The sequence below is a fragment of the Solwaraspora sp. WMMB762 genome, assembly GCF_049179115.1.
In the GTDB taxonomy this organism is placed as follows: domain Bacteria; phylum Actinomycetota; class Actinomycetes; order Mycobacteriales; family Micromonosporaceae; genus Micromonospora_E.
Genome location: NZ_JBMHMD010000001.1, coordinates 3795769 through 3810641, shown reverse-complemented (window position 1 = coordinate 3810641; position 14873 = coordinate 3795769). Strand labels below are relative to the sequence as shown.

General features: G+C 70.0%; 15 protein-coding genes. 7 read left to right on the top strand and 8 right to left on the bottom strand.

Going from position 1 to position 14873, the window contains the following annotated elements; translation table 11 throughout:
- Positions 1-38: 38 nt before the first annotated feature.
- Both ACN27J_RS16945 and ACN27J_RS16940 read left to right on the top strand, forming a co-directional pair.
- On the top strand, positions 39-1457 hold the full coding sequence (locus ACN27J_RS16945) for a hypothetical protein (protein WP_421367297.1): 1419 nt from the start codon (positions 39-41) through the stop codon (positions 1455-1457).
- Between the two features lie 51 nt (positions 1458-1508).
- A complete protein-coding gene (locus ACN27J_RS16940; protein ID WP_421367296.1) occupies positions 1509-3191 on the top strand; it encodes a fumarate hydratase in 1683 nt (560 codons plus the stop codon).
- Positions 3192-3456: 265 nt separating this feature from the next.
- Here ACN27J_RS16940 and ACN27J_RS16935 read toward each other — a convergent pair whose 3' ends face one another.
- Positions 3457-3663 carry a hypothetical protein gene (locus ACN27J_RS16935; RefSeq protein ID WP_421367295.1) on the bottom strand — a complete coding sequence of 69 codons (207 nt, stop codon included), beginning with the start codon at positions 3661-3663 and terminating at the stop codon, positions 3457-3459.
- 167 nt (positions 3664-3830) lie between these two features.
- Here ACN27J_RS16935 and ACN27J_RS16930 point away from each other — a divergent pair, with 167 nt between their 5' ends.
- A complete protein-coding gene (locus ACN27J_RS16930; RefSeq protein WP_421367294.1) occupies positions 3831-4073 on the top strand; it encodes a hypothetical protein in 243 nt (80 codons plus the stop codon).
- A gap of 123 nt (positions 4074-4196) precedes the next feature.
- Here the strand turns inward: ACN27J_RS16930 and ACN27J_RS16925 are convergent, their stop codons facing one another.
- The 3 genes from ACN27J_RS16925 to ACN27J_RS16915 form a co-directional block, all read right to left on the bottom strand.
- Entirely contained in the window at positions 4197-5657 is a 1461-nt protein-coding gene (locus ACN27J_RS16925) for an alkaline phosphatase PhoX (protein ID WP_421367293.1), read from the bottom strand.
- 1476 nt (positions 5658-7133) lie between these two features.
- The gene (locus ACN27J_RS16920; protein WP_421367292.1) at positions 7134-7409 is read right to left on the bottom strand and encodes a helix-turn-helix domain-containing protein; all 276 of its coding nucleotides are present in this window, start codon (positions 7407-7409) and stop codon (positions 7134-7136) included.
- Positions 7409-8044 (bottom strand): DUF2975 domain-containing protein, encoded by a 636-nt coding sequence (locus ACN27J_RS16915; protein WP_421367291.1) that lies wholly within the window; start codon positions 8042-8044, stop codon positions 7409-7411. Before ACN27J_RS16915 ends, ACN27J_RS16920 begins: the two co-directional genes overlap by 1 nt.
- Positions 8045-8177: 133 nt before the next feature.
- On the opposite strand from ACN27J_RS16915, the gene ACN27J_RS16910 reads away from it, so the two are divergent.
- Positions 8178-8864 carry a CPBP family intramembrane glutamic endopeptidase gene (locus tag ACN27J_RS16910; protein WP_421367290.1) on the top strand — a complete coding sequence of 229 codons (687 nt, stop codon included), beginning with the start codon at positions 8178-8180 and terminating at the stop codon, positions 8862-8864.
- Here ACN27J_RS16910 and ACN27J_RS16905 read toward each other — a convergent pair whose 3' ends face one another.
- The gene (locus ACN27J_RS16905; RefSeq protein ID WP_421372294.1) at positions 8865-9704 is read right to left on the bottom strand and encodes a LysR family transcriptional regulator; all 840 of its coding nucleotides are present in this window, start codon (positions 9702-9704) and stop codon (positions 8865-8867) included.
- A gap of 103 nt (positions 9705-9807) precedes the next feature.
- Between ACN27J_RS16905 and ACN27J_RS16900 the strand changes: the two genes are divergently transcribed.
- Complete coding sequence (locus ACN27J_RS16900; protein WP_421367288.1) at positions 9808-10560, top strand: SDR family oxidoreductase; 753 nt, start codon at positions 9808-9810, stop codon at positions 10558-10560.
- A gap of 90 nt (positions 10561-10650) precedes the next feature.
- On the opposite strand, the gene ACN27J_RS16895 is transcribed toward ACN27J_RS16900, so the two are convergent.
- Positions 10651-12432: a DUF1996 domain-containing protein gene (locus ACN27J_RS16895; RefSeq protein ID WP_421367287.1), complete on the bottom strand. Its 1782-nt coding sequence runs from the start codon at positions 12430-12432 to the stop codon at positions 10651-10653.
- 209 nt (positions 12433-12641) lie between these two features.
- Positions 12642-12989 carry a 2Fe-2S iron-sulfur cluster-binding protein gene (locus tag ACN27J_RS16890; RefSeq protein WP_421367286.1) on the bottom strand — a complete coding sequence of 116 codons (348 nt, stop codon included), beginning with the start codon at positions 12987-12989 and terminating at the stop codon, positions 12642-12644.
- Positions 12990-13132: 143 nt separating this feature from the next.
- On the opposite strand from ACN27J_RS16890, the gene ACN27J_RS16885 reads away from it, so the two are divergent.
- On the top strand, positions 13133-13306 hold the full coding sequence (locus tag ACN27J_RS16885; protein ID WP_421367285.1) for a hypothetical protein: 174 nt from the start codon (positions 13133-13135) through the stop codon (positions 13304-13306).
- 17 nt (positions 13307-13323) lie between these two features.
- On the opposite strand, the gene ACN27J_RS16880 is transcribed toward ACN27J_RS16885, so the two are convergent.
- Positions 13324-14088 (bottom strand): siderophore-interacting protein, encoded by a 765-nt coding sequence (locus ACN27J_RS16880; protein ID WP_421367284.1) that lies wholly within the window; start codon positions 14086-14088, stop codon positions 13324-13326.
- A gap of 196 nt (positions 14089-14284) precedes the next feature.
- On the opposite strand from ACN27J_RS16880, the gene ACN27J_RS16875 reads away from it, so the two are divergent.
- Positions 14285-14857, top strand: a complete 573-nt coding sequence (locus tag ACN27J_RS16875; protein ID WP_421367283.1) for a TetR/AcrR family transcriptional regulator — start codon at positions 14285-14287, stop codon at positions 14855-14857.
- Positions 14858-14873: the final 16 nt, after the last annotated feature.

Below are 14873 nucleotides of genomic sequence, written 5' to 3'. Positions count from 1 at the left end.
CGACTGTTCTGTTGGTCAGGCCCGGCTACGGTGGCCCGATGGCGAAGGGGAGCGCGCCGTGCGTGAAGTGCTACCTGGCCTTCGCGCTCGTCGTGGTCATCGTGCTCGCCGCCACCGGCCTCTGGAACCCGTTCCCCGGCCTGTGGGACTGGGTCAACCGCAGCCAGCCACTGGCCGACCCGGACGTCACCTGGCAACAGCGGGTCGGCGGTACACCGCGCGGTGTCACCATCACCGAGCGCGCCGTCATCGTCGAGCACCGGCTCAAGGTCGAAGGGCGCAGCATCACCTCCGGCAACCAGGTCTGGGAGCGCAAGGCCGACTGGGCGGCGGTCGCCGGTGACGGATCGGATCAGGTGGTCGCCACCGGCGAGCTGCTCACCGACGGCTACCAGGTGCTCAACCCGGCGACCGGTGCCGTGCTGCGCGCCGACGACGCCGCCATCGCCGTCTGGACCTACCGCGACGCGCTGCTCGACGTACGCTGCGCCGGCCCACGCGACTGCACGCTGACCGCCTGGGACCCGCGCGGCAAAACTCCACGGTGGACCGCCCAGCTGCCCGGCATGGGCTTCGTGCTGTTCGCCGACAACCCGAAACTGGTCACCAGCCGGCCGTTGACCGCCGACGACGTCGCCGACGACGCCGGCGGCCCGCAGACCATGCCGACCGTGCTCGGCTTCCCGATCGACGGCAAGATCCACGTCGTCGAGACCCGCACCGGGCAGGTCCTGCAGGAGCTGGAAGAGGACCGGCACGAACGGATCGTGGTCTTCGCCGGCCGGGTGTTCAGCCTGGTCGCCACCCCCCGCGACGGTGCCTGCTACTACACGGCGAAGGGCGTCGACCCGGTGACCGACCTGCCCGTGTGGCAGCGGACCGGGATCAACCTGCGTACCGCCGACCGGATCGGCTGCGCCCAGCGGGACAACCCGACCGGCGGCGCGAACGTTCTCGCCGGGATCGCCCCCGACATGCGGGAAACCGTCATCGACGCCTACGACGGGCGGGTGCTGTGGACCGGCGCCGCCGGGCAGGAGCTGCGCGCCGTCGACGACCGGTACGCCCTGGCCCGCTCCGCCGACGGCGAGACCCTCCAGGCGTACGTGCTGCCCACCCCGACACCCCGGTGGACCCGCCCGATGCACCCGGACGCCCAGCTGGCCCTCACCCGGCACGCGGCCCTGGTCGTCGACCGCAAACCGGACCGGGTCGTCGCCCTCGACCCGGCCACCGGCACCGAGCTGGTCAACCTGCGTACCTCGGCGGAGGTGCTGGCCGTCGGGCCGCGCGGCATGGTCATCGGCGACGGCCGGGAGATCGGCTACGTCCGGTTCGCCGGTGCCGCCGCGACCCCGCCGACCGGCGGCCCGGACGACCCCGCCGATCCCGGCGGCCCAGACCCCGGCCCCACCTGCGGCGGCCCCAAGCAGGAGGACTGCCCGGCGAAGGGCTGACCCACCCGGGGGTTGGGAGCTGCGGCCACCTCTGGCCTAGGCTTGCCGGTCATGAGCAGTGCCGCCCCGTTCTCCCACACCCCGCTGCTACCGACCGGCGACGACCTGACGGAATACCGCCTGATCAGCGACGAAGGCGTCGACGTCGTGCACGGGCCGGGCGGGCGACGGTTCCTCACCATCGAGCCGGCGGTGCTGACCGCGCTGACCGCCGAGGCGATGCATGACATCGCTCACTATCTGCGCCCGGCGCACCTGGCTCAGCTGCGGGCGATCCTCGACGACCCGGCCGCATCACCCAACGACCGGTTCGTCGCCCTCGACCTGCTGCGCAACGCCAACATCGCCGCCGGCGGGGTGCTGCCGATGTGCCAGGACACCGGCACCGCGATCGTGATGGGCAAACGCGGCCGGCACGTGCTCACCGACGGCGCCGACGAGCAGGCCATCGCCCGGGGCGTGTACGAGGCGTACACCAAACTGAACCTGCGCTACTCGCAGCTCGCGCCGATCACCATGTGGGAGGAGCGCAACACCGGGACCAACCTGCCGGCCCAGATCGAGCTGTACGCCGAGGACCCGGGCGGCCAGCCCGACGCGTACAAGTTCCTGTTCATGGCCAAGGGCGGCGGCTCGGCCAACAAGTCGTACCTCTACCAGGAGACCAAGGCGCTGCTGAACCCGACCAGGATGATGCAGTTCCTGGAGGAGAAGCTGCGGCTGATCGGCACGTCGGCCTGCCCGCCGTACCACCTGGCGATCGTCGTCGGCGGCACGTCCGCTGAGTTCGCGCTCAAGACCGCCAAGTACGCCAGCGCCAAGTACCTGGACAACCTGCCGACCAGCGGCAGCATCGGCGCGCACGGCTTCCGGGACGTCGAGCTGGAGGCGCAGGTGCTCGAACTGACCCGTCAGTTCGGCATCGGCGCGCAGTTCGGCGGACGGTACTTCTGCCACGACGTACGGGTGGTGCGGCTGCCCCGGCACGGCGCATCCTGCCCGGTGGCGATCGCCGTCTCCTGCTCGGCCGACCGGCAGGCCGTCGCCAAGATCACCCCGAGTGGGGTGTGGCTGGAGAAGCTGGAGACCGACCCGGCCCGCTTCCTGCCCGACGTCACCGACGAGACCCTCGCCGCCGATCAGTCCGTCGACGCCGACGTGGTCCGGGTCGACCTGAACCGGCCGATGGCCGAGATCCGCGCCGAGCTGTCGAAGTATCCGGTGAAGACCCGGCTGTCGCTGACCGGCCCGCTGGTCGTCGCCCGCGACATCGCCCACGCCAAGATCGCCGAACGGCTGGATGCCGGTGAGCCGATGCCGCAGTACCTGCGCGACCACGCCGTCTACTACGCCGGCCCGGCGAAGACCCCCGAGGGATACGCGTCCGGCTCGTTCGGCCCGACCACGGCCGGGCGGATGGACGCGTACGTGGAGAAGTTCCAGGCCGCCGGCGGCTCGCACGTCATGCTGGCCAAGGGCAACCGGTCCGCGCAGGTCACCCGCTCCTGCGGTACGCACGGCGGCTTCTACCTCGGCTCGATCGGCGGCCCGGCGGCCCGGCTGGCGCAGGACTGCATCCGGCACGTCGAGGTCCTCGAATACCCGGAGCTGGGCATGGAAGCCATCTGGAAGATCGAGGTGGAGGACTTCCCGGCGTTCATCGTCGTCGACGACAAGGGCAACGACTTCTACGCCGAGGTCACCAAGCCCGTCCTCACCGTCGGCCGCCGCTGACCCCATGGCTCCGCACAACGAGGAGACTGTCACCGATCCTTGAACCCGTTGGTTACGTTGCGTCATTGGTTTTGAGCGCAGGGTCACCTCCTGGGTGGGGGGTGCCGGTCAGGCTTGATGCCACAGGTGCATCTTGATGCACCTGTGGCATCAAGCCTGCGGAGGCATCTTGGGTTCCCCGCCCCAACCCGAGAAACACCAACCCGGAGCAAATCCGAAGCCCTCGGCTGCGGTCGAGGGCGTCGTCCGTGTCGGGGTGTTCGGGTCAGCCCCGACGGTCAATGGTGCGAAGTTCGTAGATGGCGCGGGAGCCTTGGCCGCTGTCGCGGTCGGACAGCGTCAGGTGCTCGGTCCGTACGGTGACCTCATGGCCCCCGCCCGATCCTGCATCCATCCACACCCTGACCCGGCTGTGCTCGGGCAGGGGACGCGGACCGACCACCAGTACGCCGCTCGTTTGGATCTCAGACATCGGACCTCCCTGGTTGGGGCGGGTCGGTACCGGGAGTGCCGATCCGGACCCACCGTCTCCGGATGCCAACTATCACAACCTTAGTTTGGCCAAACATCAAGTGTTTGAGTTGGCCTTCTAGGTAGATAGGTGAGTTGGCCTAGTGTCTGACCTGCTGAAATGGCCAAGTGGCGGACCTGGAGGCGGCGGTACGAAAGTTGCGCACGGCGCAAGCTGCGGTGCCTCGTGCCGAAGAACGGGCCGCCCGCCTCGTGGCCGAGGCCCGGGTGAAGGTGGACCGGGCACGTGCCGACCTGGCCGAAGCGATCAGGGCCGCCGACCGGGACGGCGTGCGCCAGGTGGACATCGTGGCGGCCACCGGCTACAGCCGGGAGCGGGTCCGGCAGATCATCCGCGACGGCGAAACCTGACGTCGTCCGCCGGGGTACCCGTCGTCTGCCGGCGGCGGCCTGAGCTCAAGGGCGGCCCACGGCGTCACTGACCAGCGGTGGGTGGGACCGGTCGGTCCCACCCACCGCACGGTGCGATCGGGGTCAGTCCAGGTACTTCTCCCACGGACCGGTGATGGCCAGGGTGAGGCCGGGGTCCTGCATGTTGACGAAGAGCACCTTGCCGTCGTCGGTGAAGACCGGCCCGCAGAACTCCGAGTCGTTGAGCTGGTTGCGGGCGATCGCGTAGGTCGGGCCACCCGGGACCGAGCTGAGCACGTGGGACGCGCCCGAGCCGTCCTCGGCCAGCACCAGGCTGCCCCACGGGGTGACGGTCACGTTGTCCGGCCCGTCGAAGGTCAGATCGCTGTACTTCGCCGGCGTACCCTCCTCCGACGAGGTCTGGTGCGGGAAGTACGTGACCAGCTGGATGGTTTCGGCCCGGTAGTCATAGAACCAGACCATCCCGTCGTGCGGGGCGGCGTCCGCCGGCAGGTCACCGTCCTCCCAGGCGTACGAGTTGACTACGTACACGCCCTGGTCGGTGCCCCACACGCCCTCGAACTTGCGGCCCCGGGTGACCTGGTCGTCGGCGAACTGCTCCCGCAGGGGAGTGGTCCGGGCATCGCGTTCCGGCACCTCGATCCACCGTACGGGGAACGGCCGACCCAGCTGCGCGGAGGTCAGGTAGGCGACGTCCGGCAGCACCGAACCATCGTCCATGATGATCTGCATCGCGGCGAGCACACCGGCGTCCGGGGCGAGCCGGGTCAGCACGCCGGGGCCGAGCTTGACGCGGCGCGGCGCGGTCCACCGGTAGAACAGACCGTTCGGCCCGTCGGCGTCCTCGGACAGGTAGATCTTCGTACGGTCGGCGTCGATCGCCAGCGCCTCGTGGGCGTACCGACCGAGGCATTTGATCGGCGTCAGGTCGGCACGGCCGTCGGCCCACACCTCGAAGACGTAGCCGTGGTCCTTCTGGTACGTCCCGGTGCGGCCGTCCTCATCCCACTCGTCGCCGGCCCGGTCCTCGGTCTCCTCACAGGTCAGCCAGGTACCCCATGGGGTCGGCCCGCCCGCGCAGTTGTCGACGGTGCCGGAGATGGCGACGAACTCGCCGAGGTTGCGGCCCGCCCGGTCGGTCCTGATCACCGTGCAGCCGCCGGCGTCGACCGCGCCCGGGTCGTAGACGGTGCCCGGGACATGCGGTACGCCGAACTCGGCCCCGGGGCCGAGCTCGTGGTTCTGGATCAAGGTGTACCGGCCGCGTCCGGCGTCGAAGACGGCCATGCCGTCGTGCTCGGCCGGGGTCAGGCCCTGGCCCCGGTCGAGCCGGGTGACACCGGTGCGGGTGACCACGGTGTACCGGAAGCCCTCGGGCAGGGCGAGGATGCCGGCCGGGTCGTCCACCAACGGCGGGAACGGTACGTGGCCGCCACCCTTCGGCGGGTGGCTCCGGCCGGGGTGGGCCTGGGCCAGCGACGGAAGGCCACCGGCGACGGCGAGGCCGACGCCGGCCGCGCTGGCGGCGCCACCGGCGAGGAAGGTACGACGAGAGGATGGCACGTCGATCGGGCTCCTGTTCAGCTTGAGGGTGTTGACGTGACGCAACTCCCGTGGACCGACGGCCACCCGTCCGTACGGTGATGATTTGGCGGCATCGATGTAAAGAGATCGATGTAAAGAGTCGGGGTCACCGCTGTCGGTGAACCCGGTGCGGGGCTCGGCTAGGGTCGGCACCGACGGCGGACTTCGTGCATGTCACCGCGCAGCGGTCGGCCCGGCGGATCCTGGGAAGGCGGCCAAGCTGCGCCGTCGCTGGCGTGCCGCACGGCTACTTGCTTCAAAGTCTCCGAAGACTCAAGAATCTTCGCAAGGCCGTGCCGTGCTCTTGGCTGATTGAGTGAGGCCGGAATACCCGCACTTCGGTACATGGCTGTGCCCCGGGCCGCATGCAGAGCAGAGGCGGACACCGGGGCTTACGTCGTCAAGTGTAGCGGTGCCGGGCGTAAAGGAGTAGTCGTGTCTCAAGCGCCTTCCTTGGGCCACTCCACGTGCTGGAGGTGTGTCTACGCAACGGCGTCGACGACCGCCTGACCGTACTGGCTGGTCGGCCTGACTGGTGGCGTTCAGACATCAAGTTCACATTCGTCGCAGAGCGGATGGTCCAGGATTCGATCAAGAAATGCCGGATCCGGAAGGATGTGACACCGGGGAGCGTGATCGCTGAGTTGCCACTCGGTTTCTGGGTTGGGTTATTTGGCAGCGGTGGCTCCTGCCAGTACGAGACGACGTTATGGCGGCCTGCTCTGCGGAAGGTTTTCCCAGGATATCGAGGATCCCGAAGGGATCTCCACTCTGATCTCGATCACGTCCGCGCGTTCCGCAACCGCGTCGCCCATCACGAGCCGATCCACCGCCGGCACCTGGCTGCCGACCGCGAGACGATCGTCCGGCTGCTCAGACTCATGTCGCCTACGGCTGCCAGCTGGGTCGTCACACACGACCGAGTGCCTGAGGTGCTCGCCCGGCGGTCTGCTGTCATCGGTGGGGCCGCGTCACCCAGTTTCTGATCGCGAGGAGTGTGGTATGCCGAATATTGAGGTAGACGAGGAGACCTATCGGAATTTGGCGTTCGCCGCGCGGGTTGCGGGCATAGAGATTGGTGAGGTTGTCACCCGCCTGGTGGCACTGCCTCGGGAGCCGAGCACGCTTGAGCCGGTGGGGGATGAGCCCACTTCGATCCCTGTCTACGCTGATTACGACGGCCACCGGACTCGGGCATGTTTCACTCCGGGACCAGGGCGGGTCGAAATTCTGAGCGGCCCGCTCGCTGGTTCGGTGTACCGCACGCCGAGCGAGGCTGCTCGGGCCGTGGTGAGCGAACGGCGCCCCGGGGTCAACCCACAGCGGAACGGCTGGACCTTCTGGATCGAGACAGCTACCGGGGCACCTATCCAACGGTTGCGCCACGTCAGAAGTTGACGCCCGCTACCCGCCCTCCGGCGCCGTCCTGCTGGTGGCCGCAGTGGCCGGTGGGCGTCACGGGGGCGGAGCCTGGGGACCCGGTACGGGCGGATCGGTGGGGCGCACGCTGAACAGGTCGCCGGGCTGGCAGTGGAGCACGTCGCAGATGGCGGTCAGGGTGGAGAAGCGTACCGCTCTGGCCCGGTCGTTCTTCAACACCGACAGGTTGACCACGGTGACCCCGGCCCGTTCGGCGAGTTCGGTGAGGGTCATCCGGCGGTCGGCGAGCAGCCGGTCGAGGTGGCAGACCACCCGGTGACCGGCGGAGGGTTCGTCGTCGGTCGGGGCCATCAGACCAGTCCGTCGAGGTCGGCGCGCATCGCCGTGCCCCGGCGCAGGAACTCGGCCGCCGCGCCGAGGCCGAGGCCGAGCAGCAGGACGGCCACCGGCGGGTCGATGACGGCCTGCAGCGCGAGTGTCCGGTCCGGTTGCCAGGCGTCCCGGGCGGTGCTGACGAGTGCGAGGTGACCGGCGGCCTGCAGCGCGGCGGCCAGCGATCCGCCGAGCAGGAGTACGGCGGCCGCCGCGCCGACCCGGCGGGCGTTGCGCGGGTGGAACGGGTCCGCTGAGCGCAGCGACCGCACCACCCGCCACAGCAGTCCGCCGGCCGTCGCGACGACGGCGGCGAGCAGCAGCGCCGGCCCGAAGATCCAGAGCCGGTCGCCGACGGTCGGCTCGGTCACGGTCAGCAGGGCGGCGTCCTGGGGCGTGAGCGTGAAGCGGTCGGCGGTGGCCTGCGGCCCGAGGTCGGTGGTGGGGTTCACCGTGACGGGCACGACCAGGTTGTCGGCGATCAGTACGCCGATCGCCGAGGCGGCGGCCAGCAGGGTGCCGAGTGCCACGGCACCTGCCGTGACCGCCTCGAAGGCCCACTGACCGGCAGGAGCGGTACGGGGATGACGCCTCCGCTCGATGTCGTGCCGCATGGGCGGCCCCTCCCTATCGAAACTCGATATGAACTTGGTCTAGTATATCGAATCTCGATATGCCGCAGCGGGTCACACCCAGCCACCGGCACGTCGACCGACCCCGTCCGCCCACCGGAAGGCTGGACCAGCCATGACCATCCCCGTGCCCGTCCGCTCCGCCGGACTGTTCCTGGCCGGCGCGCTCATCTGCTTCGTCGGCCCACCGCTGGCCATGGGCGTGTTCGCGGCGGACGGGGTGCCGGCGGTGCTGGTCGCGGTCGCCGCCGCCGAACTGGTGTCGGCCGCCGCCCTCATCGCCTGGTGGTTACGCCGCCACGGGCTGACCCGCCGAAGTCTGGGCCTGACCTCGCGACACTGGCGGCGGGACATGCTGATCGCGGTGGCCACCGTTCCACCACGCCTGCTACTGGAGTTCGGGGTGCTGATGCCGGCGGCCGGCGGAGAAGCCAACCCGGAGATCCAGGAGATCCTGCGAATGTCCGCCGCCGGACCGGCCGCGTTGGCCGCCACCCTCTTCCTGGGGATCGTCGGCGGCGGTATCGCCGAGGAACTGTACTTCCGTGGGTTCCTGCTCGGGGCGATCCCGCAACGGTCCGCCCGCCCCCAGGTGACGCTGTGGGTGGCGGTGGTCGTCTCGGTGGTCCTGTTCGGCCTGCTGCACCTGCCGGCCAGCGCGCTGGACGCGCTGTCCATCACCGTCGCCGGTCTGGTCTACACCGGGCTGTTCCTGGCCACCCGCCGGCTGACGGCACCCATGGTGGCCCACGCGCTGTGGAACGCCGCCGCGCTCGGCACCGTCCTCGTCATCTATGGCTGATCACAGCTGGGTGGCGGTCCGGACGAGTCCGGCGACGGCCCGGGAGCGGTTGTCCGGCAGCCAGGCGAGCACGGTGGTGACGTGCGGCGCGTCGGTCAGCGGTACGGCGGTGTGCGCGCTCCACAGCCAGGACCGCGACGAGGCGCACAGCACGGCCATGGTGTGCCCGAGGGCGATCAGCTGGGCCAACTGCGACTGGTCGTGGATCTCCGGGCCCGGCCCTGGTTCGTACGTACCGTCGGGGCGCGGCCAGCGGGCGACCGGCAGCCCCGGCACGTCGCCGATCTCGGCCATGGTCAACGACGTACGGCTGGCGAGTGGATGCCCGGCCGGCAGGATCGCGACCTGCTGCTCGGTCAGCAGGTCCTCGGTGTCGAAGCCGGTGAGCGAGTCGAACGGCCGCTGCATCAGTGCGGCGTCGGCTCGGCCGTCGCGCAGCATCCGCGCCTGCTCGCCCATGCCGCACAGCAGCACGTCGATCTCGGCCGCGTCCGGCTCGGCGGCGTGCGCGTCGAGCAGCCTGCGGAGCAGTTCATGGCCGGCGCCGGCCTTGGTGACCAGGGTCAGCCGGTTGGCGCCGGTGGCGGCTCTGCGGGTACGCCGGGCCGCTGCGGCGGTGGCGTCCAGGATGGCGCGGGCCTCGTCGAGCAGCACCTGACCGGCGTCGGTGAGCGCCACCCCTCGGCGGTCGCGGTCCAGCAGGGTGACGCCGAGGCGGCGTTCGAGCTGGGCGATCGCCCGGGACAGCGGCGGCTGGGCGATGCCGAGCCGTTCGGCCGCCCGGCTGAAGTGCAGCTCCTCGGCGACCGTGACGAAGTACCGCAGCTCACGGGTCTCCAGCGTCTCCACGCCGACAACGATACGTCGGTGATACCCGCCGGGTATGACAGCGGAACTCAACTGGTGTAACGACGGCGGCTACCGCCGCGCCACCATCGGCGTCATGACCGAAACGAAGGCCACCACCGGAACGAAGACCGCGCTGGTCACCGGCGCGAACAAGGGACTCGGCTACGAGATCGCCGCCGGGCTCGGAGCGAAGGGCTACCGGGTGGCGGTGGGAGCGCGCGACACCGCCCGCGGCGAAGCAGCCGTCAAGACGCTGTACGCCGCCGGAGTCGACGCGTTCGCCGTACCGCTGGACGTCACCGACGACCGCAGCGTCGCCGAAGCCGCGCAGCTGATCAGACGTCAGGCCGGCGGGCTGGACGTCCTGGTCAACAACGCCGGCATCGCCGGCGAGACCGGGCCGGGGTGGGATCAGGACCCGACCACCCTCGACCTTGACGCCGTCCGTGAGATCGTCGACACCAACGTGTACGGCGTGATCCGGGTGACCAACGCGATGCTGCCCATGCTGCGCCGGTCGTCGTCGCCGCGCATCGTCAACATTTCCAGCAGCGTCGGCTCGCTGACCTGGCAGTCGGACCCGGGGATCAACGTGGGCCCGATCATGGCGGCCTACTCGCCGACGAAGACGTACCTCAACGCGGTTACCGTGCACTACGTGCGGCAGCTCGCCAACACCAACATCCTGATCAACACGGCCTGCCCGGGGCTGGTCGCCACCGACTTCACCGGCGGCGTCGGGCGTCCGGTCCAGGAGGCCGCCGCCACCCCGATCCGGCTGGCCACGCTGCCCGACGGCGGCCCGACCGGCACGTTCGTCAACGACGACGGCATCATCCCCTGGTGATCTCCCAGCCCTGTCGGCGAGCCCGCTCTGGTCACTCCGTCTCCGGTGACCGGGCTGGACCAGCCCGGTCACCGGAGACGGACCGACGGCTCAGCGGCAGCTACGGCCGGCGTTGATGCACTTGGCGATCTTCCTCATCTGCTTCCCGGAGTTGACGTTGATGAAGTCGTTGTGGTCCGAGAACGGGTTGTGGTCCTCCTCGGGGAAGGAGTCGAGCAGGTACTGACCCTTGAACTGCACGTCACGCGGGATGTAGTAAGCGATGGTGATCCGCAGCTGAGGGATTGCCACGAACCCGGTCGGGCAGGCGCCGGTGGTCGCGTCGGCGAACGACAGATGCGACCGGTGGTTGTCGCTGTCGATGTTGACCCCGTCCCAGCAGCCGGGGAAGTCGTGAACGCGCAGCACCTGCGAGCCCTTCGGGCAGATCGGGTACTTGTCCGACAGCCGGTCGGTGAAACCGGAGCAGGTCCAGGAGTTGCGGGCGTTGCCCGGCCCACGACTGGTCGGCTTCGACTCACCGGTCAACGCCCGCAGGAACCGGGGCATCGGGGTCACCTTGCTGACCGGGTTGCCCCGGTACTCGATGAGAACCTCGGCGGGCCGGACGATGCCGCCGGTGTTGCCGGGAAGCTCCAGGTCCGGGCCGGACGGGACAGGCAGCGCCGACGGTTCAGCGTCCGGGCCGTCGGCTCCGTCGCCGGCCCCACCGTTGTCGCCCCCATCGCCGCTGTTGTCGCCGGCTCCGCCGTTGTCGCCGCTGCCCGGCCCGAGCAGGGTGCAGGACGCCAGCTGGGTCAGCCCGGTCGGCCGCGCCGCGTGCCTACCGATCGCGATCTCGATCCGGTCGAGGGTGGCCCGCCGCTTGTCCCGCAGCGGTCCCACGATCGCGTTCTGAGCGAAGTTCGGGCCGCCCTCGCCGGCCGTGGTCAACAACCGTTCGTTGGCCTCGGCGATCTGCCGGTCGAGCAGGTTCAGATTCTGGTCGACCTCGGCGGCCGCCTGCGCCGGCACGGCCGGCAGCCGGTCCCGTACGGTCGGGCACTCGACCATCGGGTTGGCCTGCGTCCGACCGTCCGTGCTGTGCCCGGCGTGCAGGGCGTCGTAGCTGACCGCGCAGTCGACCAGCGACATCAGCCCGGTCGGTCGGGCACCGAACTGGCCGAGTTCACCCGCGACCTGCCGGAGCGTCGCGGCCCGACGGGCGCGCAACCAGCTGAGCACCTCGTTGTTGCGCCGGGCGTCGACCCCCTGGCTGCCGGCGAGCCGGGCGTTCGCCTCGGCGATCTGCCGGTCGAGTTCGCCGAGCGCCCGCTGCACGTTGCCGTACGCGGCCGGCGGGATGGACGGCATGCGGTCCCTGGCGGGTGGGCAGGACACCGTCGGCGTCCCGACGTCCCCGACGCCGGAGCGAGGGGAGCGGTCGATGCGTACCACCGGCCAGAAGTACGACGACCGGTCACCGTTGCGGCAGGTCGTGCCGGACGCTGCCAACGCCTCGTCGCTGGTGTTCGCGTTGATCGCGAGGTTGCCGACGAAGTCGTGCAGGTGTTCGGCGCCGTTGCTGATGCCAGGCTGGGCCACCGGGTTGTCCGAGCTGAATTTGCCGTTTTCGTTGGTGCCGCAGTCGACGGTGAACACGCCGGTCGAGCCGTTCGGCCCGGCGGCCACCTCGACGACGTTCGGTGCGATCTCTTCGATCCGGACCGAGTCGGCCGGTATGGATCCGGCCGACGCGGAGTTGCGGCCGCCACCGGACACGAAGGTCACGACGGCGGTCGCCCCGAGTGCGACGGTGGCGACCGCCACGGTCACGCCGCGGACCGTACGGCTGTCGACGGCCCGGCGGCCCCGGCTCTTCCTTGGTTCCATCGGCCTCTCCCTACCTGTTGCCAGTGATTCCAGGGCCGGTGTCGGCGCCTGGTGTCGACGGCTGGTACGGGTCTGCCGGCGGCGGCAGTTCGGGTTCGGGTCGGCTCGTAAGCACCTGGTAAGAACTGCGCGAGCTCTGGGTGAGACCTGTGCGAGCTCCTGGTAAGAAGTGCTCGGCATCGATCCTCGACACCGGACCGGTCGCCCGGTCACGGGTCCGCGATGTCCAGGGTGACCTTCGACATCGGCCGGCCCACCCAGGTCAGCACGTAGCCGTCGGCCTGCTGCCGTGGGGTGAGGCAGTTCGGTTCGTGCTGCGCGACCTGGCCGGCGCGGAGCTTCACCACGCACTCCCCGCAGTTGCCGACGGTGCAGGAGTACGGCATCGGCAGCCCGGCCGCGAGCCCCGCGTCGAGCAGCGTCTGACCGGGCTCGACCAGCACCGTCGCTACCGGCTGTCCGTCCTGCTCGACGGCCATCTGCCAGGGCACGGCCGGCGCGGTCGCCCGGTTCCGCGGCGCTGGTGTGGAGCTCGTGGTGCACCAGCGGGCCGTCACCGGCGATCTCCGCCACTGTCGGCGGCCCGACCGAGGTGGGCGGTTGCCACAGGCGGGACCGCAGCACGGCCTGGGCGCAGTGCACGTACGCCTGCTTGATGTCTACTGTGGTCCGCGCGCCCTGACGCGTGACCACCGTGCCGTTGACCCGCAGGATCTCCCCGACGCCGGGCAGCAGGAAGAAGAACGAGACCGGACCGTACGGGTCGCCGGGCTCGGCCAGGGCGAACGAGATCCGGGTGGGGGAGTGGACGCGGGTGAACCCCGGCGTACCGCCGATGAAGGTCGTCCTGCTGGTGCCGCTGGTGTCCCGGTAGCCGAAGGCGGCCTTCGGTCAGCCGGGGGCGGCCCGGCCGAGACGCCAGTAGCCGAAGAACGAGATGTCCCGTTTGGCGACTCCCCGGTCGTTGACCAGGTGTCGCCGTACCGTGGTGGCCAACCAGGACTCGCCCGCGACCCAGGTGTAGAAGCGGCCCGACGGCAGGGCCGCGTCGCGTACCGCCGCCACCAGCAGAGCGCCCGGTCGCAGATCCGCGCCGTCGCGGCTGAACCAGTGGACGCGTACGCCGGCGGGTGTCTCGACCGCCCGGATGTCGGCCCTGGTCGGGACCTCCAGGTAGACCTCCGTGGCCACCGTCGGTGGCGTGCCGTCGAGGATCGACAGTACGGCGGGCAGTGCGCTCTCGTCGCCGACCAGCAGTTGCCGGTCCACCTGCTCCGGCAGCCGGTACATGGTGCCGATGTCGAAGATCCCGGCCGGGGTGCCCGGCTCGGCGGTGCGTGCCCAGGACGACATGGGGGAGTCGCCGTGCAGGGCGAACTCGATGTCGATCTCGTCGTCGGCGGGTCGGGCCCGCCGGATCGTCAGGTTGCGGACCCACGGCCGGGTCGACTTCGGCCACAGCAGCACCTGGGCGATCCATGCGTCGTTCGAGACGGTGGGCATCCGTAGCCCGGTCTGTCCCTCGCGGGGGAAGAACAGCCGGACGGCCTGGTCGTTGCCGGCGACGACGAGGTCCCTGACGGCGGGGCCGCCCAGGGTGACGCTCGCGAAGCCCGGGGTGGGGAACTCGCGGCGCCGCACCTCCAGCGTGATCATCGTCCGTGACTCGGGTAGCTGGACCTTGGGTATCACGATCCACCACCGGGCCGGCGATCGCCCTTGTTTTCGCAGCTCATGAAGCTATTCTGAGCAATAGCTCATCTTTTTGGCTACTCGCTTTTCGCCGCCGTCGAGGAGGACCCGGATGCCGTCGGGCGACCATCGTCTTGCGCCACGTCGCAGGCCCCGCCAGGTGCGTGCCGAGCTGACCCGGGAGCGCATCCTCACCGCCGCTGCTCACGTTTTCACCGAGTACGGCTACGCCGCCGGGACCACCAACCGCATCGCCGAGCGCGCCCGCATCTCCATCGGCTCGCTGTACCAGTACTTCCCGAACAAGGACGCCATCCTCGCCGAGCTGCTGGTGCGGCACATCGATCGCGGCGCCTGGCAGCAGGCCGATCAGCTCGACATGTCCGCCGGGAGTTTGAAGGCGATGGTCGAGGCGATCGTCCGCGACGCGATCGACAACCACCGGGACGATCCGCAACTGCTCCGCATCATGATCGAAGAGGCGCCGGTCTCACCGGAACTGCTCGACGCGATCAACCGGCACGGCGAGGTCCGGGTCTCTCAGCTGCGTGACCTGCTCGCCCGACACCCGGACGTCGACGTACGCGACGTCGACACCGCCGCCGAGTTGATCCTGTTCACAGTGGAGATCAACACCCACAAGCTGCTGGCTGACCCGCGCGAAATTCCGGTCGAGATGCTGGAGAACGAACTGGTCGACATGGTCACCCGGTACCTGCGCGGCGACCGGTAGCGGTGCGAGAACCGGT

Coding starts and splice junctions, on each gene's coding strand:
- ACN27J_RS16895 (WP_421367287.1), bottom strand. CDS start 12,432: ATGGAACCAAGGAAGAGCCGGGGCCGCCGGGCCGTCGACAGCCGTACG.
- ACN27J_RS16920 (WP_421367292.1), bottom strand. CDS start 7,409: ATGGCCCCGACCGACGACGAACCCTCCGCCGGTCACCGGGTGGTCTGC.
- ACN27J_RS16915 (WP_421367291.1), bottom strand. CDS start 8,044: ATGCGGCACGACATCGAGCGGAGGCGTCATCCCCGTACCGCTCCTGCC.
- ACN27J_RS16900 (WP_421367288.1), top strand. CDS start 9,808: ATGACCGAAACGAAGGCCACCACCGGAACGAAGACCGCGCTGGTCACC.
- ACN27J_RS16940 (WP_421367296.1), top strand. CDS start 1,509: ATGAGCAGTGCCGCCCCGTTCTCCCACACCCCGCTGCTACCGACCGGC.
- ACN27J_RS16935 (WP_421367295.1), bottom strand. CDS start 3,663: ATGTCTGAGATCCAAACGAGCGGCGTACTGGTGGTCGGTCCGCGTCCC.
- ACN27J_RS16910 (WP_421367290.1), top strand. CDS start 8,178: ATGACCATCCCCGTGCCCGTCCGCTCCGCCGGACTGTTCCTGGCCGGC.
- ACN27J_RS16880 (WP_421367284.1), bottom strand. CDS start 14,088: ATGATCACGCTGGAGGTGCGGCGCCGCGAGTTCCCCACCCCGGGCTTC.
- ACN27J_RS16945 (WP_421367297.1), top strand. CDS start 39: ATGGCGAAGGGGAGCGCGCCGTGCGTGAAGTGCTACCTGGCCTTCGCG.